General features: G+C 71.1%; 20 protein-coding genes and 1 pseudogene. 10 read left to right on the top strand and 11 right to left on the bottom strand.

All coding sequences use genetic code 11. The features are described 5' to 3' along the window. Positions 1-3: 3 nt before the first annotated feature. Positions 4-939: an NADP-dependent oxidoreductase gene (locus E1300_RS14995; protein WP_131757603.1), complete on the top strand. Its 936-nt coding sequence runs from the start codon at positions 4-6 to the stop codon at positions 937-939. A gap of 587 nt (positions 940-1526) precedes the next feature. Here E1300_RS14995 and E1300_RS14990 read toward each other — a convergent pair. After that, positions 1527-2189, bottom strand: a complete 663-nt coding sequence (locus E1300_RS14990) for an NADPH-dependent F420 reductase (RefSeq protein ID WP_131757602.1) — start codon at positions 2187-2189, stop codon at positions 1527-1529. Positions 2190-2279: 90 nt separating this feature from the next. On the opposite strand from E1300_RS14990, the gene E1300_RS14985 reads away from it, so the two are divergent. Next, positions 2280-2627, top strand: a complete 348-nt coding sequence (locus E1300_RS14985; protein WP_131757601.1) for a winged helix-turn-helix transcriptional regulator — start codon at positions 2280-2282, stop codon at positions 2625-2627. Positions 2628-3175: 548 nt separating this feature from the next. Here E1300_RS14985 and E1300_RS14980 read toward each other — a convergent pair. The 4 genes from E1300_RS14980 to E1300_RS14970 form a co-directional block, all read right to left on the bottom strand. Next, positions 3176-4057 (bottom strand): MBL fold metallo-hydrolase, encoded by an 882-nt coding sequence (locus E1300_RS14980; RefSeq protein ID WP_131757600.1) that lies wholly within the window; start codon positions 4055-4057, stop codon positions 3176-3178. 63 nt (positions 4058-4120) lie between these two features. Continuing rightward, on the bottom strand, positions 4121-4585 hold the full coding sequence (locus E1300_RS14975; RefSeq protein ID WP_131757599.1) for a winged helix-turn-helix transcriptional regulator: 465 nt from the start codon (positions 4583-4585) through the stop codon (positions 4121-4123). A 30-nt stretch (positions 4586-4615) separates the two neighbouring features. Beyond that, on the bottom strand, positions 4616-4750 hold the full coding sequence (locus tag E1300_RS53415) for a hypothetical protein (protein ID WP_278045359.1): 135 nt from the start codon (positions 4748-4750) through the stop codon (positions 4616-4618). Positions 4751-4994: 244 nt separating this feature from the next. Next, a complete protein-coding gene (locus E1300_RS14970; RefSeq protein WP_207399732.1) occupies positions 4995-5564 on the bottom strand; it encodes a TetR family transcriptional regulator in 570 nt (189 codons plus the stop codon). Between the two features lie 115 nt (positions 5565-5679). Here E1300_RS14970 and E1300_RS14965 point away from each other — a divergent pair, with 115 nt between their 5' ends. After that, positions 5680-6711, top strand: a complete 1032-nt coding sequence (locus tag E1300_RS14965; protein WP_131757597.1) for an SDR family oxidoreductase — start codon at positions 5680-5682, stop codon at positions 6709-6711. 237 nt (positions 6712-6948) lie between these two features. On the opposite strand, the gene E1300_RS14960 is transcribed toward E1300_RS14965, so the two are convergent. From E1300_RS14960 to E1300_RS52470, 4 genes are all read right to left on the bottom strand, one after another. Further along, positions 6949-7770, bottom strand: coding sequence for a helix-turn-helix transcriptional regulator (locus E1300_RS14960; protein WP_131757596.1), 822 nt, complete (start codon positions 7768-7770; stop codon positions 6949-6951). Further along, a complete protein-coding gene (locus E1300_RS14955; protein ID WP_131757595.1) occupies positions 7767-8543 on the bottom strand; it encodes an SDR family oxidoreductase in 777 nt (258 codons plus the stop codon). Before E1300_RS14955 ends, E1300_RS14960 begins: the two co-directional genes overlap by 4 nt. A 196-nt stretch (positions 8544-8739) precedes the next feature. Further along, on the bottom strand, positions 8740-8892 hold the full coding sequence (locus tag E1300_RS53950; RefSeq protein WP_370784864.1) for a hypothetical protein: 153 nt from the start codon (positions 8890-8892) through the stop codon (positions 8740-8742). Further along, positions 8876-9088: a glycoside hydrolase family 3 protein gene (locus E1300_RS52470; protein WP_165502843.1), complete on the bottom strand. Its 213-nt coding sequence runs from the start codon at positions 9086-9088 to the stop codon at positions 8876-8878. Before E1300_RS52470 ends, E1300_RS53950 begins: the two co-directional genes overlap by 17 nt. On the opposite strand from E1300_RS52470, the pseudogene E1300_RS53945 reads away from it, so the two are divergent. From E1300_RS53945 to E1300_RS14915, 7 genes and pseudogenes are all read left to right on the top strand, one after another. After that, positions 9027-9335, top strand: a pseudogene (locus E1300_RS53945) (fibronectin type III-like domain-contianing protein); the annotation flags it as partial. The gene E1300_RS52470 and the pseudogene E1300_RS53945 overlap by 62 nt on opposite strands. A gap of 136 nt (positions 9336-9471) precedes the next feature. Next, positions 9472-9831: a DNA cytosine methyltransferase gene (locus tag E1300_RS53940; RefSeq protein ID WP_370784862.1), complete on the top strand. Its 360-nt coding sequence runs from the start codon at positions 9472-9474 to the stop codon at positions 9829-9831. A 9-nt stretch (positions 9832-9840) separates the two neighbouring features. After that, entirely contained in the window at positions 9841-10920 is a 1080-nt protein-coding gene (locus E1300_RS14935) for a hypothetical protein (RefSeq protein ID WP_131757593.1), read from the top strand. Between the two features lie 831 nt (positions 10921-11751). Continuing rightward, a complete protein-coding gene (locus E1300_RS14930; protein WP_207399731.1) occupies positions 11752-12738 on the top strand; it encodes a helix-turn-helix transcriptional regulator in 987 nt (328 codons plus the stop codon). Between the two features lie 29 nt (positions 12739-12767). Then, on the top strand, positions 12768-13757 hold the full coding sequence (locus E1300_RS14925; RefSeq protein WP_131757592.1) for a helix-turn-helix domain-containing protein: 990 nt from the start codon (positions 12768-12770) through the stop codon (positions 13755-13757). A gap of 309 nt (positions 13758-14066) precedes the next feature. Further along, positions 14067-14456, top strand: a complete 390-nt coding sequence (locus E1300_RS14920) for a hypothetical protein (RefSeq protein WP_131757591.1) — start codon at positions 14067-14069, stop codon at positions 14454-14456. Between the two features lie 92 nt (positions 14457-14548). Then, positions 14549-14803: a hypothetical protein gene (locus E1300_RS14915; RefSeq protein WP_131757590.1), complete on the top strand. Its 255-nt coding sequence runs from the start codon at positions 14549-14551 to the stop codon at positions 14801-14803. A gap of 513 nt (positions 14804-15316) precedes the next feature. Here the strand turns inward: E1300_RS14915 and E1300_RS14910 are convergent. Together E1300_RS14910 and E1300_RS14905 are read right to left on the bottom strand one after the other, a co-directional pair. Continuing rightward, entirely contained in the window at positions 15317-16243 is a 927-nt protein-coding gene (locus E1300_RS14910; protein ID WP_131757589.1) for a serine hydrolase domain-containing protein, read from the bottom strand. 252 nt (positions 16244-16495) lie between these two features. Then, a complete protein-coding gene (locus tag E1300_RS14905; RefSeq protein ID WP_165502842.1) occupies positions 16496-17218 on the bottom strand; it encodes a GAF domain-containing protein in 723 nt (240 codons plus the stop codon). Positions 17219-17523 lie beyond the last annotated feature (305 nt).

Here is a 17523-nt window from a genome sequence, read left to right as displayed (position 1 = left end):
CAGATGCCGGTGAGCACCAGCAGGGCGGTCCGACTCGACTCCTTCGGCGGCCCCGAGGTCCTGGACGTCCGCCGGGTACCCGCGCCGCACGTCGGCCCGGGGCAGATCCGCGTGCGGGTCACCGCGGCGGGGCTGAACCCGATGGACTGGATCATTACTGCCGACGCCGGCACCGCCACCCGGTTCGGTCTGAGCCTGCCGACCGGGTTCGGAACCGACTACGCGGGAGTGGTGGAGCAGGTCGGCGACGGGGTGACCGGGTTCGCGCCCGGCGACCGGGTCTTCGGCGGCGCTCTGTCCCGCGCGGTCGCCGATCTCGTGGTGGTGGACGCGGCCGGGGGCGCCGCGGCGAGCGAGGCGCACCATACCCCGGACGGGGTCGACGACCGCACCGCCGCCACCTTGACGATCGCGGGCCGCACAGCGACCGCCGCGCTGGCCGTCGTCCAGGCCGGCCAGGGCGACACCATGCTGATCGGTGGCGCGGCGGGCGGGGTGGGAGTGTTCGCGGTCCAACTGGCCCGGCTCGCCGGGGTTCGGGTGATCGGGACGGGATCGGTGGCGTCATCCGATTTCCTCCGCGGCCTCGGGGCCGAGCCGGTCGTCTATGGCGACGGCCTGGCCGACCGGGTCCGGGCTCTCGCCCCCGGTGGTGTCACCGCCGCCATCGACCTGTACGGGACGGAGACAGTGCACGCCGCGAGGGAGCTCGGAGTTCCGGATGCCCGGATCTGCACCATCGCCGCGCAGGTCGACGGCGTGAAGCCCGCCAACGGCGCGGACGCCGCCCCCGGCGCTCTGGAAGAGATCGCCCGCCTGGTCGCGGCGGGCCAACTTCGGGTGCCCATCGCGGCGAGCTTCCCGATCGAGCAGATCCGTGCCGCGGTCGAGCTCCAGGCCGGTCGGCACGTGCACGGCAAGGTCGTGATCGACCTGTAGACCTGGTGGCGTGCCACCACCTTCCGGTTACGAGGAGTCGGGGCGTCGCCTTGCCCGACTCCGGACGAATGCCACGATGTCCAGGTGGACGAGCTGGAACCAACCTGTCAGGGGCGGCAGAGACCAGGCGGCGAGCAGTGCGGTGGACAGGTCGGCGTCCATGGCACACGCCTGGTAAGCCGTCTCCGTCGTGGCCGGGGCGCCGTTGCCTGTGCACTTCCTGTCGGCGCACGCGGGTTCGGCCGCACCGCTGCGACCCGTCCGCCACCCTCAAAGGGCCCACCCAGATCGCGCGGCTCGTAGACCAAGGCGTCCTGGTCACCATCGCCCCCCGCGACCTCGGCCCGTTCAACGCCGCCCCCTCCGCGAGGCGCACCGCATCCTGGATCCGCAGGAGACACGTCCGGCTGGCGGCGCGGACCCAGTACAGGACGCGCCGCCATCCGGCCGTGCCTTCCTCCAGTGAGCGGGCTTGACCATGCGGTGATCAGTGCCCTGCCCTCGTCACCCGGCCGCTCGGTGGTCGGCCTGAGCGGTGCGCACGAGTCGGCGTGGGGCTTGGGCAAAGACCGATTTCGGTGGCAGGGTCACTGGTCTGTGGTTCCTGCGTGGAGGAGGGCCGGGTCCACATCCGGGACCGCGAAGCGCGGGTTCGCGCCCGCCGCGACCACCCGCATCACGAAACCGGCGGTCTCCTCGGCCTGCCGAGCAGCAGTGAGCCCGCCCAGGACCGCGGTGCGCGCTCCGAGATCCTCGAGCAGTGCGGTGGTCCGGCCGAGCGCGCCGGCATCGTCGCCACAGATCGCGACGACGGGCGAGTCGCCCTTCTCGCCGGAGAACGGCCACGACGCCCCCGCGAACAGATGCAGTGCCTTGACCACGTGGGCACCGGCCGCGACCTTGGCGACCAACTCGGCGGCCGAACCCGTCTCCGGCAGCAAGCGCCCGGTCGCGTAGTCGACAGGATTGGTGCAGTCGATGACCGTCTTCCCGGACAGCACCCCGTCCGGACCGCCGATGAGCCGCAGGGCTTGCTCCAGCCCGTCCCATGCGATGGCGACCACGACCACGTCGGCTTGGTCGGCGAATTGGCCAGGAGCGACCGGCGTCGCAGCGGCACCGATCTGCTCCGCGGCCGCCTTCACGCGGCCGGGGTCACGGCCGGTGACCACGATCGAGTGCCCGGCGGTTGCCCATGCGGCTCCCAGCGTCACCGCAAGGTTTCCGGTCCCCAAGAGTCCGATCTTCATTTCGTGCTCCTTCGTTTCGTGAGGTGTCACGGCGACGCTAGGAGACCGTCTCCTACCAATCGGTAGGGGACGAGATGGGAGACTGGATTGGTGAAGGAAGCGAGCTGCGAAGCCTTCGTCTCGGACTGCCACGTACGAGCTGCGGTCGAACTCATCAACCACACGTGGGACCCGGTCGTCGTCTCGGCTCTGCGCATGGGGCCGACCCGACGCAGCGTTCTCCTGGACCGCATCGCCGGGGCGAGCGACAAAGTGCTGACCGAGTCGCTCCGCCGCCTGGCCTCGCGTGGCCTGGTCGCGAAGACGCCACGCGACTCGGGACGCGACGCAGCCGTCTACGAACTCACGGCGTTGGGGACGTCCTTCGCCAGCGGCCCGTTGGCCCACCTCGCCGAGTGGGCGGCAGAGAACCAGGTAGAACTGTCGATGGGGTCGTGACCCGCAACATTCAGTCGTCTCCCGACGTGGCCATTGCCTGAGGTCACGATGTGTGCTGACTGAGTTGGTACCACAGCCGGCGGTATGTCGGCCGGGGGCGCGCGCAGCTACCGATGAACACCACTGAGCGGGGATCGGGGCTGTCAGGCACTCGGCGAAGTTGGTGCCTACGACGGCGAACTCACTGACCACTGGGTGCGCAGGATCGGTCTCCACCTGCGGCGGGAAGGACGCGGCGTGAGCTGGAGGTGTTCTGGCTCGTTGGGGGAGGGCGCGCAACCGGGAGGTCGCCGACGTGCCGCAGGTCTCCGAGCGCACGGTGGAGAGTCATATGTCGGTGTTGCCGCGGATGTTCGGCGGCACGGGCCGATGGGTGCTGGTGGCGGTGGCGCGGCGAATGCGAGCCAGGTTCGGTGGACGCCCCGTCCTGTTCACCTGATCCAGCCGACGCGGGGTGCCGAGTCCGACGGCTTGGGACGCCGACCGCTGGGCTGACCCCGGCGCCCCCGCCTACACCGCCTTCGTCGGGCCGTAGCCGCTACGTGGATCTACTCGGCACTGCTCCAGGCACGGCGCGTCACGGGAGGCAGGACGCGGCCGAAGACGTGACCGGCGAAGTGGCCGCCGGCCAGAAGCGTCCGCTCGTCCTCCAGTTCGGTGAGCAGCGCTTCGCGGGTCGCCGCAGCCTCCGCAGGGGCGTCGTCGAAAACGAAACCCCACTCGCTTTCGGCGACCTGCACCTGGCAGTGCATCACGTCGCCCAGGATGATGAGGCGGCGGTCGTCGCCGGGATCGTTGACGACGAGGCTCTGGTGTCCGGGCGTGTGGCCGGGAGTCGCGCGGACCCGGACTCCGGGCGCGATGTCCTGCCCGTCCTCGACGAACTCCACGCGACCCGACAGGGGCCCTTGCACGGCGACGGGGTCCGGGCCTATGACCTCCGCCGTTCCCGTCCAGTGCTTCCACTCCGCTTCGGCGACGAGGTGGCGCGCGTTCGGGAACGTCAAGGCGCTGGGGGCGCTTCCTTCGGGGAGTGTGGGGCCGGGCGCCACATCTGTGGTCCAGCCCACGTGGTCGTGGTGGAGATGGGTGTAGACGACCGTGTCGACGTCCTCTGGAGCGAGTCCTTCCTTGGCAAGACTGCGAAGCAGGGTTCCGCCCCTGAACGACGCCAGGTCGGGGACTTCGAAGTCCACCTGCCCCAAACCGAGGTCAACCAGGACGACACGGTCGCGCGTGCGGACGAGGAACGAGCCGATGCTGACGGGGAGCCGCCCGTCGGCATCCAGGAACTCGCTGTGCGTTGCCCAGCCGGTCGGGGTGCTTGCGGGGAACACCGCCGTGGGGACGACGCGCGCGTGGCCGTCGGGCAGGAAGGTGACAGTGGTCGCGCCGAGGCGGACCTGTGCGCGGGAAGCCGGCAGAACCATGACCATCCTCTCGGGGGGCGGCCTCCGGCGAGGCCGCTGCACCCACTATCGGAGAGTCACTAACTACTGGGAAGTACGCACTTGCAAGTGCGCGCCCTCGTCGGAGTCGAACTCCAGCCGGGCCCGCTCCACCTCATTGATGTGCTTCTCCGCCCAGCTCCGCACGGCGGCCAGCGGTTCCTCCAGCGTCCGGCCGAGGTCTGTCAGCCGGTACTCGACCTTGGGCGGCACCGTCGGGTGGATGTGCCGGGTCACCAGCCCGTCGCGCTCCATGCTGCGGAGCGTCTGGGTGAGCATCTTGTCGCTGATGCCGTCGATGTCCGCGCGGAGCTCGGAGAAGCGCCGTGTCCCCTCGAACAGGGCGCCGACGATCAGCGCCGTCCACTTGTCGGCGATCCGGTCCAGTGCGGCGCGGGAGGGGCATGGCGCGCTGTAGACGTCGGCTGGTTCGCCGTTGGGCAGCCATGCCAGGGGCGAGCGGCCCGGCGTGCCCGGACGCGGTCTGCGGGTGCGCGGCGTTTTCGGCATGCCGCCACACTAACCATTGGAGAGCGTGCGTCATCGTCGGCGTGGTGCGCTGCCCGACTCCCGGTCGGACTCCGAGCCGTCCGAGGCGGGACGGCGGCGTTCGAGCCGGAGGAGGGCCACCACCGCGGCCAACGCCAGCGCGGCGACGGTCGCGGTGAAAGCCACGGCGGCCGGGGCGTCGCTGCAAGTGAGAGGCTCTGGAAGCGTTGCGCCCCAACGGGATCCTCGTGGCCGTCCGGCGGGCATGTCGCTTGAGCAGGTCGCTGAAGCGCGTAACCGCGGCGAGTCCGGCCGCGCATGGAGGACGCCGTCGTCCCGTCCCCGAAGCGGCCGCTGGCGGGATGAGTTCGCCCAGAGTTTCGCTCGGAGTCTGCCTGTCGAGTGAAGGTGCGGGCAGTCCGCCAGGCCGTCAGTTCCGCGCGCGGGTGCCATCGAGGAAGAAGCGGGCGGCGGTGGCGCTGGCTTCTTCCAGCCCCAGACGGTGCCGCTGGTTGAGCTTGATCGCCTGGAGGATGGTGGCGGCCAGGAACTCGTAGAGGATCTCGACGGAGAGGTCGTCGCGCAGTACGCCGGTCCGGATTCCCCGCGCGAGGACGTCTTGGAGCGGAGCGGCGAGTTGTTCGTGCGCCGTTTCGAGTGTCGCGTGGTCGTTGGTGAGCACGGCGTAGCGATCTCCGAGGGCCACGAACGCGCGCAGGATCCGCTCGATCGCCTCTTCCACGGTCGCGCGCTCAAGCCCGGCGTCCGCGAGGCGGCGAGCCGCGGCGTCGAGGGCGTCGGCCGAGAGGGCGTCGAGCAGGGCCTCTCGATTGGCGTAGTAGCGGTACAGCGTGGCGCGGCTGACGCCGGCGGCCGCGGCGACGGCGGCGAGGTTCGCGCCGGCGCCCTCTGCGGAGAAGACCTGGGCTCCGGCGTCGAGGATCGCGGCGGAGGTGCGGTCGAAGCGCGGCGAGTTCTTGCTGCTGAGGGGAGGCGTCACCGGTTCCATGGCAGTCGGCAGCGTATCAGAATGAGACACCGCTGTCTTGACGCTTAAGTCTCGCCGTGAGACATTCATGTCTCATAAAGTAGTCGAGGGCACGGGAGCACAAGGGATGAGCGGCGAGTCGGTACTGGTCACCGGGGGCTCGGGTTTCGTCGGAGCGCACTGCGTCCTCCGGTTGCTCGAAGCGGGTTACACCGTGCGCACGACCGTGCGCTCGCCCGCACGGGAGGAGCACGTCCGCCAGCTGCTGCGCGCGGGCGGCGCGGAACCGGGGGGAGAACTCGGCTTCGCGTTCGCCGACCTCACCTCCGACGATGGCTGGGCGAGCGCGGTGCGGGGGTGCGACTACGTGCTCCATGTCGCGTCGCCGTTCCCGGCCACCGTTCCCCGCCACGAGGACGACCTCATCGTGCCGGCGCGCGACGGTGCGCTGCGGGTACTGCGCGCCGCGCGCGACGCGGGCGTGCGGCGGGTGGTGCTGACCTCGTCCTTCGCGGCGATGAGCTACGGCCACCCGGATACCGGACGGACATTCACCGAGCAGGACTGGACCGACCTCGACGGCCCGCACGTGAGCGCCTACGCGAAGTCCAAGACCCTGGCCGAGCGCGCCGCGTGGGACTTCGTGGAGCGTGACGGCGGATCGCTCGAACTCGCGGTCGTGAATCCCGTCGGGGTGCTCGGGCCGGTCCTCGGGCCCGAGCTGTCGACCTCCAGCACGCTCGTCCAGCGTCTGCTCAACCGCGACATGCCGGCACTGCCGCGCTTGTCGTTCGCGCTGACCGACGTACGGGACGTCGCGGACCTGCACGTGCGGGCGATGACCGACCCGGCGGCCCGCGGGGAGCGCTTCCTCGCGGTGGCCGGCGCGACGCTGTGGATCGCCGACATCGCCCGGGTGCTCCGGGACCGGCTGGGCGCGCGGGTCCCCACCCGGGAGGCGCCGGATCCGCTGGTGCGCCTGGCCTCGCTCCTCGACCCGTCACTGCGCGCGGTCATCCACGAACTGGGCAAGGTCAAGCGGGCGAGCGCGGAGAAGGCGCGCCGCCTGCTCGGCTGGCAACCCCGGTCCAACGAGGACCTGATCGTGGACAGCGCCCGCAGCCTGATCAGGTTCGGTCTGGTCAAGAACCCCTCCTAGCACGGAGGACACGATGAGCGTGGTCACGGACGATCGACGACGCTGGATGGTGGGCTGGCCATCGGCACGGTCTCGGCCGGGCTGACCTTCGGCACCGTGCTCGCCCTGCCCTACATCTCTGCCAATCGTGGGCTGCCTGCGGGAACGGGTGCCGAAGGCCCGCGCCGCAAGGCCCGCACTGGCAGAGTGATGCGATGGTCGGGAGGGCCTGTGTTCGGCCTTGGACGTGCAGGGTGGTCAGCTGTTCGGTTCCGCCAGCGAGCCCAGAAGGGAGAGCTTCTCGGCGCTTTCGCTGCCCGCGTCGGCGTAGTAGAGCACGAGAAGGACCCCGTCCACGGGCAGCTTGTCGCGGTGCAGGTGCAGGCGGCCGAGGACGGGGTGGTGCACCGTGGTGGTGCCGCCCTCCAGGGGCCGGACGTCGTGCCGGGCCCACAGCTGGCGGAACCGCCCGCTGGTCAGGGACAGCTCGCCGACGAGTTCCACGAACCTGGGGTGGTCGACGTCCACGCCGATCGACTCCCTCAGCGCGGCGATGAACCCCGCCGCGGCCGCGGTCCAGTCTTCGTGGAACGCCTGCTCTTCGGGGTCCAGCAGCAGCGAGCGCAGGCGGTTCTCGCCGGGCCGCAGGCGGGGTGAGAACGCGGTCGCCAGCTCGTTGGCCGCGAGGACGTCGAAGGCCCGTCCTTCCACGAACGCCGGCACCCCCACGGACGCGAGCAGGTGGTGCAGCCGGGCCGGGACGCGCTCGGGCGCCCGGCGTCGCCGGCTGCGCGGTGGCGGCGTGACCAGGCTGTGCAGGTAGTCGCGCTCGGCCTCGTCGAGGCGCAGCACGCGGGCGAGCGCGTCGAGCACCTGGGGCGAGGGGTGGGTGTCACGACCGCGTTCGAGACGCAGGTAGTAGTCGGCGCTGATGCCGGCCAGCATCGCGAGCTCTTCGCGGCGCAGGCCCGGCACCCGGCGGGCCCCGCCCGCCGGGATGCCGGCCTGCTCGGGTGTGACGAGGGCGCGGCGGGCACGCAGGTAGGCGCCGAGCCGGTTCCCGGCGTCGTTCGTGGTCATGGGCGGGAACCGGCCCGGGCAGCGCGGCCGGGCAGCGTCGAGAGCGCCTGCGAGCGCTGAGCCACGAGCTCGTCGTAAGTGCCGTCGCGTTCGGCCCACCGGTGCATGAGGACCCGCTGGACGAGGATCTCGCGCGGTGTCGGGTCCTGCGCCAGCAGGTTCATGACCTCGGCGCCGTAGGCGTCGAGGGCGAGAGCGTGCGGGTTGCCGCCGCCGATCGCGGTCGCGACGGCGGGCGGGACGAGCTCGGCGACCTCCACCCCGGTGCCGGCGAGCTGCGCTCGCAGGGCCTCGGTGTAGGCGTGCACGGCGGCCTTGGAGGCTCCGTAGGTGGGCATGAGCGGGAAGGGGAGGAACCCGATCCCCGAGCTGACCGTGACGATCGCGCCGCCGCCGCGAGCGAGAAGGTGCGGCGTGAACGCGTCGATGACCCGGATGGTGCCCAGGACGTTGACCTCGATGATCGTCTCGGACGTGCCGAAGTGGCCGGGATCCCAGAGGTCCTCGGGTGCCCCGGTGCCGGCCATGGTGATCACGGTATCGACGCCTGGGTGGGTGCGCAGCACCTCGTCCCGCGCCCGGGTCACCGATCCGGCGTCGGCGACATCGATCTCGACGGTGGCGAGTCCCTCGCCGGCGAGACGTGCGAGGAGGCCGGTGCGCCGGCCGCCGACGATCACGGTGCTGCCGGCGGCCCGGAACCGGCGGGCCAGCTCCAGGCCGATGCCCGAGGTCGCGCCCGCAATGAAGACGGTGCGGGAAGTGATGTCCATGGCTCGACGGTAGGCCGGACGTCCGAGCGCTCGGGAGGCCCTGCGAGGACCCCCGAAGAGCAGGCCCGTCATGGAGAGCGGGTGCGCCGTTTCGCCAGTGGGTTGTGACGGACTCACGGCAATACGCCCACCAGGGCCAGGCTCAGCAGGCGCCTGGCCGCCGGTACGTTACCTTCGGTGGCCAGCGACACCGCCGTCACCAGGCTGAGCAGATCGTCTGGCGACACCTCGGGACGAATGGCGGCCGCTGAGCGCGGCGGGCCAGGTGAAGAAGCCGGTCGGCAGGATTCTTCTTCCTGAGCAGGACGTCGGCTGTCGCCCAGCCGCCTTCGTCACCGGGGAACCACATGTCGAGCACGGCGTTGACCTTGCCGAGCCACCGGCATGGCGAAGGGCTGGTTCAGCACCACGATCGTGTTCGGGTCGATCGCGGCGACTTCGGCGACCAGCTGGCCCTGGCCTTCCGGCAGCGGAGTCGACAGGTTGCCGCTCCAGCTGCTCCAGGCGAAGACGACCGCGGTCCTGGCCTTGCGCGCCGCCTCCACGGCGGCCCGGTGGTCGGCGCACTGCCGGCTTGGGGTATCCAGTTCAGCGCTCTACCTGGGAACCCCTGCCGATCGGCCATCGGGCGTCCAGTTCGCGATACGGTCGTTCGCCGCCTTCGACCGGGTCAAAGTCCCGGCTGGTAGGACGGTGACGGTCAACCTCCACGTCGGCCGGCGCGAACTGTCGTACTGGTCGAGCAAGAGCCACCAGTGGCAGGTGGCCACCGGCGAACGACCGCTGACCATTGCCGGCTCATCACGCGACGCACGCCGCGGCCTGCGCTCGGGGCTTAGCTGTATGGCCTTCGAGCCGCCTGACCGGATTGCTGGGCTGCAATGCCGAGGGTGGGCACCGCATCGGCCTGGACACCGCGCGGGCCTACGTGGTGGACGGCCGGGGCGTGCGACACCTGATGCCGGTCGAGTACGAGCGGCTGATGGGCCCACCCGACGACTGGACCCGCTACAGCGCCGGGGGCTGGAAACAGGGCGGCACCGCCCGGTACCGGCAGGTCGGCAACGCGCTGGCCGTGCCCGTGGCCACGTGGGTACGGGCGGGGTTGCCCTGGCTCACACCCAGGTCGCTCACAGGCCGCCGCGAGCCCGCTTCCGGCCGGCGTCCGGGCCGCTTCTTGTCGGCGTCCGGGCCGCTTCTGGTCGGGGTCCGGGCCGCTTCCGGTCTCGACGTTGAGCGGGGTCGCCGGACGCTGAGACATTGCCCGGGATCACGCTTCCTGACCTGAGGAGTCCGGGTGAGTCATCATCCAGTCAGCCGACGTGCGGTCCTCTCGGCCGGCCTCGGAGCCGCGATCTCCACCGCCCTGGTCACCGATTCCGCGTCCGCCGAGGTCGCCGCCACCGGGCGGACGGCCGCGCCGACCGGCGCCCCGCCCGTCTGGTGGGACATACCGGTTCCTGATGTCAGCCGCGCCGGGGAGCTGGGCGACATCGCCGCCAGCGGGCCGCGCGACGTGTGGACGGCGGGCTTCGACGGCGGGGGCCCGTGCATGTTCCACTGGAACGGCTGGGACTGGACGCGTTACTCCACGCCCGCCCTCTACTACATGGTCGCGGTGTCCGGGCGCCGGAGAGCCTGGGGAATGGGCGGCTCGAACCTGGCCGGGGTGTGGGACGGAGCCACCTGGCACGCGGTGGACTACCCGCCGGACACCTACCCGCCGCTCAGGCTGGCCGCGGCTCCGCACGCGACGGCCTGGGCCATAGCCGACCACTACAAGTACAGCGGCTACACCGTCATGCGCTTCGAGCGCGGGGCATGGGTCCCGCAGACCGTTCCGCTGCCGATATGGGCCGAGCCCCAGGTGCTCGCCGTCCGCACGAACCGGGACGTCTGGCTCAGTGGGCGGAACAGGGACCGGACGTACACCTTGCGCTGGAACGGCGCGGAGTGGACCGACATCCCGCTCGCGGAGCCGGACACCTCCCTCGGCATCTCGCAGATCCTGCCGGTGTCCGCGCATCTCGCGTGGGCCTGGCGGCTGGACGGCGTCATGCCGGGCCGCCACACGTTGCTGCGCTGGACGGGCGGCGCGTGGGAGGACATCCCGGTTCCCGAGTGGTACTGCGCCAAGGCGGGGATGGCGGACGACGGCCGGGGCGGGATCTGGCTCGGCAGCGACATGTCGCAGGGGCGCACCTCGTACCTGCACTACCGGGACGGCGTGTGGACCTCCTCGCAGGGTGTCGAACGCTTGGCGCCCGACCAGTGGCTCGGCGTCTGGAAGATGCTCCGGCTGCCCGGCACCAGAACGATCTGGACGTTCGGCTTGTCCCCCCATCCCTTCATCGAGGAGCTCCGCCATGCGGGCTGAGCCGCTGAGGGGCTGAGCCACGGGGGACGCGGTCACCGCCCCACCCATCCCGCTCGCCCACGAGCGCGCCTCCACGGTCATGAGCGTCGAGATCAGGTCCGCCTACCTATCCCCGGCAGTCCACCGGCATGAACTCGCTTCGGCGCGTCGTCGGTCTCTGGCCGGGCGCGCAGTCGTCCTCGCTGGCCCTGATCGCTCGACCCGTCCTCCTCGGGGCTGGTGAAGGTGCTCACCGGACGCGAGCGAACGCCGGGATGATGTGGTGATCGATGAGGTAGCGGTACTTGAGCTCGGTGGTCGGCTCGACGTCCTGACCGGGGTCATTCCGATCTCGTCGCCGGGTCGGCCGACGCGGTCACTTCCGGGAGGCGCTTGGTGAGTTGCTGGGTGGACTGCCGGGGTTCAGGAGGACCTGAATCCGCGGAGACGCTCGTGGGCTTGCGCGGCCGCGTCTCGTGCGGCCTCGGCGAAGGCCATCTGGCGCTGTGCGTCGGCTCGGCGTTGCTCAGCACTGGCGCGCGCGTTCGCCAGATGCCTGAGCACGGCCTCCAGCCGCTCTTCGGGGGTGTCTGTGGGCTTCTCCACACCCCTATCAGAAGCGCGCACGAGTGATTCGGCCAGTATCCGGGTCTGCTGTTTCGTTCCTCTGGGTAGCGTCTTCGCTGCATGGGTGCTTCCGCTGCGCCGCCGGTGGCTGTCGCGGGCTGCCGCCCTGGGAAGACCATCGTGCACAGCTCGTCGCAGATGGCGATGTTCGGCATCGTTTCCCGGCCGAACGTGCGTATCGTGGGGGTAGGTCTATCCGTCTGGAGCCCCGTCCGGGAGGCGGCCATGTCGAAGACCGGTGCTCGCATGGAGCCGCCCGAGCGGTCCTCGATCTCCTCGGCGGTGGCGGAGGAGATCACCGAGTTCATGCGGCAGACGTTCGTCGGGACGCGTTCGAGGTTCGCGCGGCCGAGCGGCGACGCCCGGTTCGCGGTGCGGACCAGTCAGCTGCCGGAGATCGCGGGCGACCGCATCCGCAGCACCCTGGACTACACGCAGACCACCGACCCGTTCGACTACCTGCTGTTCTTCGTGGTGGACGGGGGGAACGTGCTGATCACCACGCCCGCCGAGGGCCAGGTCGAACTGGCGCCCGGCGCCGCAGTCGCCTGCCCGGTCGGTGTTCCGGTCGGCTTCGCCATGCGCGACATCACCCTCAGCGTGCTGCGGCTCCCGCTTGAGCGGCTGGACCAGATGGCCGCGGACGCCTTCGACGCTCCGCCGGGCTCCCTGCGCTTCGAGGCCCTCAGGCCCGTCTCCCCGGCCATGCATCGGTACTGGCGGGCGGTGGTCAACCTGACCAACGGCGCGCTGATGGACGATCCGTCACCGATGGCCTCCCCTCTGGTGGCCGAGGAGATGACGCGCAACGTCGCCATCGCCGCACTGCACACCTTCCCCAACACCACCATGACCGCGCCTTATACGCGCGGGCCGGGCTGGGTCGCTCCGGCCGCGTTGCGCCGGGCGGTGGCCTACATCGAGGCCAACGCCGACCAGCCGGTCACGCTCTCGGCCATCGCGACCGCGGCCGGCATCGGTGCCCGGGCCCTGCAGTACGCCTTCCGCGCGCACTACGGCACCACGCCGATGGGGTACGTGCGCCGGGTGCGGCTCGAACACGCACATCGTGAGCTGCGGGCGGCCGACCCGACGCAGGGCACGACCGTCAAGGCGGTCGCCGCCCGGTGGGGTTTCGCCAAGCCGGATCGTTTCACCGCCGCCTACCGCGAGGCGTTCGGTGTGCTGCCCAGCCAGACCCTGCGGACCTGATCGGACGGACGGCCCGAAGGAGTTCCGCCGTGACCCGCTCATCCGCGCCGCCCGGTCGCGTGACGCCGCAGCGGACGCGGTTCAGCACGACGGACCCGGACGAGGCGTACGCGTTCATCGGCCAGATGTACGCCGCCCGTGCGCGCCGGTCGGCGGAGTTCGACCGCACCTCGTCGGTGGCCATCTCCCAGGTCAGCGCCGGCGGTATCAGCAGCGTGGACTTCACCCTGCCGCCGGAGGCGACGCTGCATCTGGCCGGCACCGAGGACCTGTCGATCTCGGAGTTCCTGCGGGGGACGAAGCAGGCCGAATGGGGACGAAGCCTTGAGCGTTACCGGGCGGGCGAGGTGGCCCTGGGCTCCTGGCCGGCCGGGAACTACCGCGTCACCTGCCACCGGCTGCGGGTCGCGATCCTCACCATCCCCGCGACGGCCCTGGCCCAGGCCGCCGGTGCCCTGTCCGGCGACGACACCGCGCCGCTGCGGTTCGCCTCCCTGGCGCCCGCCTCGGCCGGAGCCGCCGAGCACTGGAAGCGGACCTCGGCGTTCGTCCGGACCGTCCTGGACGACGACGAGACCGCCGGCAGCCCGCTGATCCTCGGCAGCGCCCGGCGGCTGCTGGCCCGCACCGCACTGGCGGTGTTCCCCAGCACCCTGCCGCCCGGGCACGATCTCAACGTGCGTGCCGCCACCCCGGCCACGATCCGGCGCGCCGAGGACTACATCCACGCCCACGCCCATACCGACGTCGGCCTTTCCGAGATCGCCGCCGCTTGCCAGGTCAGCCCACGCGCGCTGCAGTACGCCTTCGCCCGCCATCACCAGCTCAGCCCCATGCGGTACTTGCGGCGGATCCGCCTGGCCCGCGTCCACCGGGACCTTCTGGAGACCGACCCTGGCAGCGGCACGACCGTGACCGCCGTCGCCGCCCGATGGGGTTTCGCCAATCACGGCCGCTTCTCCGCCGCCTACCACGCCATCTACGGTGTGCTGCCCTCCACTACCCTCCACATCCGCTGACGGCGGCTCGTGGCGGTTCGGCCCAGACGGTGCCGACCAAAGGCAATTCCACCGTCGTCCAGGCTCCGCGGAACGAGGCGAGTGACTCCGAGCCGTGGAGCGTGCCCGATCACGGCTGCCGGGCGGCGGGGAGACCGGCGCGCTCGGCCGAGGTCTTCTGAGGTCCGCTCTGGCGGGTGGCCGATCTCCGCCGAGCGTGGCAGAGCGGCGGTCGCAGGCGCTGAGGACTGCTCCTGGTGACGGTCTGCGACCACGGTTCTCCTGGCCTGCCGGATGTTGCGTCCGATGACTGCCGGGTAGGGCGGAGAGATGGACGAGGACACTCTTCTCCTACGCAACAGTGAGGCGCAGGCTCGGGCTGACCGCGCCAGAGACCGGCGCCGGCGCGCCGAAGAACGCTACGAACAGCTGAGTCGGCGCATCCAAGAGCTTGAGGAAGGGCGCAGGCGAGGCTTCGTTGCCGGCGTATCGGCGGAGAACCGGGCGCTGATCGCCAGGCGGGTGGAGCAGGCGTGCGCGGCGGCGGACCAGAGTCAGGTCGAGGCCCGGGCCGGTTACCGCAACGCCACCCGGACGCTGCGACGGAACGCCGAGCTGCACGAGCGTGCAGCGGCCCTGGGAATCGGAGACGTGGAAGAGCACCGGCGCCGGGCCATTGAAGCGCGGCGGGAGGCCGACCGGGACGAACGATTCGGGTAGGCGAGACACCGTCCGGCCGGTCGGCGGGGTCGTTGGTTGCCGGATCGTGTCAGCGTCGTCTGAGGCGCGGCACGTGCGGGTAATACGCCGAGATGGAGCAGTCTGTTCCCGCTGGAACGAGCCGGCGGTCGGTCGTCGCCGAGTTCGGTGCGTTCGGCGAGTGGGTGGAGCAGCGTCTTCGGCAGGCCGAGTCGAGGACCAGGCAGGCGGAGCGGCATGCCGACGCGGCCGCCCAGCAGGCGACGCGGGCACGCATGCGGCTGAAGGAGATGCAGCGTTCCGTCGACACTCGCGTTGCGCAGTCGTCGCCGACGGTGAGGTCGAGAACGAACGGCTCGAAGTCGTGACGAGCTGAGAGGCGCACGGAAGCGCGTCCGCGCCCCTGACAAGTCTGCGCTGCGCGGGTCATTCGCCCGAAGGCTCGCGCGGGGCGGGGGCGCCGTGAGAATGCTCCAGGGTGGCCCTGATCTCCTCGACGAGGACGCGGTACTCCTGCAACAACGACTCCGCGCGAAGCCGGATCTCCCGTGCCGTGACATGCAGATGCCTGGATCGCCAGAGAAGGTCGCCCGCGCTCGCATCGCGCGCCGTGCCCCGTCCCGCATGGGACCGCTCCACAGCTCCTGCCACTTCGCGTGTCACCCCGGTCATAACGACAAGCGTCGGGGCCCGCCACCGATCTGCCAATGTCTGAAACGAATCCGCGGCACCCGGCTGTGCGGAAAACGAAGTCCGCTCGGCGACGCGACCACCGGAGACCCGGCGCACGATCGAGGCTCCGCCTATGCATTCGCGGCGGACGAGGCGAGAAAGAGATGGCCAACGCGCGGTCTATCGTTGAAGGGATCGAAGACACCTTCCTATCGACAGGCTGCGTTGGTGGCGTCGCTCACGCTGTTGATGTGGTCCGCGCCCTCGTGTCTGGGCGGCAGGAGGGCGGTCAGGTAGGCGAAGAGGAGCCGCTGGGACGGGTCGGTCCAGGCGATGCAGCAGTTGCTGCCGTTATGGCCGAACGTGCGTGGGCTGCTCAGCCTGCCCATCGGTGGGCTGCGCCGGGCGCCCGGCCTGGGTCCGCCGAGCTGGAAGCCCTGTGACCACCGGATCGGCAGGTCGAGCAGCCGATCCGTCTCGCCCTCGCTGGACGGCAGGGTGGCTTGTGCGATCGTCGCCGGGTCGACGACGCGCACGCCGTCCAGCTCGCCGTCCTGGAGCAGTGCCTGGTAGAACCGTGCGAGGTCCCGGGCCGTGGTGGAGATGCCCGCCGCGGGGACCACCGCCCGCCGTGCTGCGGGCCGGTTGAGGCCGATCCGGATGATCTGGTCCACCGGGGCGGTGGCACGTACCGGGACGTGCCGGTGCCACAGATGGTCGGGCAGGCCGAGGTAGGTGTCGTGCAGGCCGAGCGGCCGGAGCAAGGCGGCGGTGAGGGCGTCCGGCACCGGGACGCCGGCGACTCGGCGGACGAGTTCCCCGAGGATGACGCCGTAGGTGATGACGTGGTAGGCGGGGACCTGCCCGGGCGGCCACCGGGGCCGGGCCCGCTCGACGTGGCGTACCGCCCGCTCCCAGCTCATCATCGCGAGCGCGTCGCCGAGCATGCTGCCGGCCAGGGGAACGCCCGCGCGGTGCTGAAGCACCTGCCGGATGGTGATGCGGTCCTTGCCATGCCGGCCGAACCGCGGCCAGTACGCGGCCACGGCGTCGTCCAGGTTCAGCGCGCCCCGCTCGGCGAGCTGGTGCACCAGGAGCGCGACGAACGGCTTGCTGGCCGAGAAGATCCAGAACAGCGAGTCGGACCCGTCACCGACACACGTCCAGAGATCAGAAAGCTACCCCAGCCGGACCGGACGACCGCACCCCATAAGCGTCACTCCGCGCAACCGCAGATCACTGGGGTGCGGTTCTCTTGGATAGTGGACGGCGGTCGCCTGACGCAGTCGGCGGCCCGGACGGGAGTGACCACTCCTGCCTCAGCACCGGACCGGGAGCCGGTGGGATCAGCCCCGGTAGGGCTCGGGCGGTGCGGGGCGCCGGGGTCTCTATGCCGGGTGCTCGGATTGGGGGAGCAGGAGGCGGCCTGCGCGGCGGGCCAGGGCGTGCAGGAGTAGTCGCTGCTCGGCCGTGGGGAGGTGGCCGGACCGGGAGAAGTGGGCCGAGACGATCCCGGCGATCTCCCCCGTGGGCTGGGTGAGGGGGATCGAGAGCACGGCGCGTGATCCGTCGTCGAGCATGACCTGCATGCTCTCGGTCCCGGCGAAGATGGGGCTGGTGGTGACGTCGTCGACCACGACCGGGCGCCGGTTGGTCATCGCTTCCCCGCAGCTGGTGGCCTGGTCGGTGACGACGTCGAAGAACCGCAGGAACGGCCGGGCGTGATTGTGGTGGGTGGTGATCCGCAACCCGCCGGCGGTCTGGTCGAGCAGCTGGACGTTGCCGCGGTCGGTCCGTCCGATCTCCAGCACGGCGTCCAGGAGCGCCTGCAGCACGGCGCCGGTCGCCGGTTCGCCGGTGTCGGTCAGGCCAAGGTAGGGATTCCAGAAGGCCGCCGTGGCCGAACCGCCGCGCTGCTTAGTGGCGGCGTGCCAGTGCAGGTCATGCTGCTGCTGTCGCCATGCGTCCCGGGCGTCGGCCATGTGCTGCTTGGCGCGGGCCCGGCGTTGCTGGGCGTCCTGGTGGCGCTGCTGCTGCTGCTTCGCCGCATCGGCCAGTGCGAGCCTGCGCTGTCGCGCTCCGCTTCGATGATCAGAAGCGTCGTTGTCCATGGCCACCGCCTCCCCATCGTCGCGAGGGTGGTCGTGAGTGAGGCCCTGTTCGGAGTCTGCCCGCGATGTACTCCAGGTTTTCCGCGCCGGTCGGTGCCTTCGTCTTGACCGCCGTCGCCAGGCCCTGCTTACCCTGGCGCTCCTTCTCCGGCCGCCAGCAGACAATTCTGCCATCCCCGGCGGAAGCGGCACCAGGCTGTCATCCGGCCGGACGCCGCGCTGCCCTGCGCCGTGCCGGGAGCGGACCGGACGAGCCCGCTGATCGTCGTATGCGATGTCGCCCGCGCCCTGGCTTGTCCGGGCGT

This window comes from Actinomadura fibrosa (assembly GCF_900659615.1).
Classification (GTDB): Bacteria; Actinomycetota; Actinomycetes; order Streptosporangiales; family Streptosporangiaceae; genus Spirillospora; species Spirillospora fibrosa.
The sequence above is the reverse complement of the archived record's forward strand: the minus strand, read 5'-3'. Positions and strand labels throughout refer to the sequence as shown.

Excerpts from the sequence above, each read along its gene's own strand:
- E1300_RS14995 (WP_131757603.1), top strand. The coding sequence starts at position 4 with ATGCCGGTGAGCACCAGCAGGGCGGTCCGACTCGACTCCTTCGGCGGC.
- E1300_RS14990 (WP_131757602.1), bottom strand. The coding sequence starts at position 2,189 with ATGAAGATCGGACTCTTGGGGACCGGAAACCTTGCGGTGACGCTGGGA.
- E1300_RS14980 (WP_131757600.1), bottom strand. The coding sequence starts at position 4,057 with ATGGTTCTGCCGGCTTCCCGCGCACAGGTCCGCCTCGGCGCGACCACT.
- E1300_RS14975 (WP_131757599.1), bottom strand. The coding sequence starts at position 4,585 with ATGCCGAAAACGCCGCGCACCCGCAGACCGCGTCCGGGCACGCCGGGC.
- E1300_RS14965 (WP_131757597.1), top strand. The coding sequence starts at position 5,680 with ATGAGCGGCGAGTCGGTACTGGTCACCGGGGGCTCGGGTTTCGTCGGA.
- E1300_RS14960 (WP_131757596.1), bottom strand. The coding sequence starts at position 7,770 with ATGACCACGAACGACGCCGGGAACCGGCTCGGCGCCTACCTGCGTGCC.
- E1300_RS14955 (WP_131757595.1), bottom strand. The coding sequence starts at position 8,543 with ATGGACATCACTTCCCGCACCGTCTTCATTGCGGGCGCGACCTCGGGC.
- E1300_RS53950 (WP_370784864.1), bottom strand. The coding sequence starts at position 8,892 with ATGTGGTTCCCCGGTGACGAAGGCGGCTGGGCGACAGCCGACGTCCTG.
- E1300_RS14930 (WP_207399731.1), top strand. The coding sequence starts at position 11,752 with ATGTCGAAGACCGGTGCTCGCATGGAGCCGCCCGAGCGGTCCTCGATC.
- E1300_RS14920 (WP_131757591.1), top strand. The coding sequence starts at position 14,067 with ATGGACGAGGACACTCTTCTCCTACGCAACAGTGAGGCGCAGGCTCGG.
- E1300_RS14915 (WP_131757590.1), top strand. The coding sequence starts at position 14,549 with ATGGAGCAGTCTGTTCCCGCTGGAACGAGCCGGCGGTCGGTCGTCGCC.
- E1300_RS14905 (WP_165502842.1), bottom strand. The coding sequence starts at position 17,218 with ATGGACAACGACGCTTCTGATCATCGAAGCGGAGCGCGACAGCGCAGG.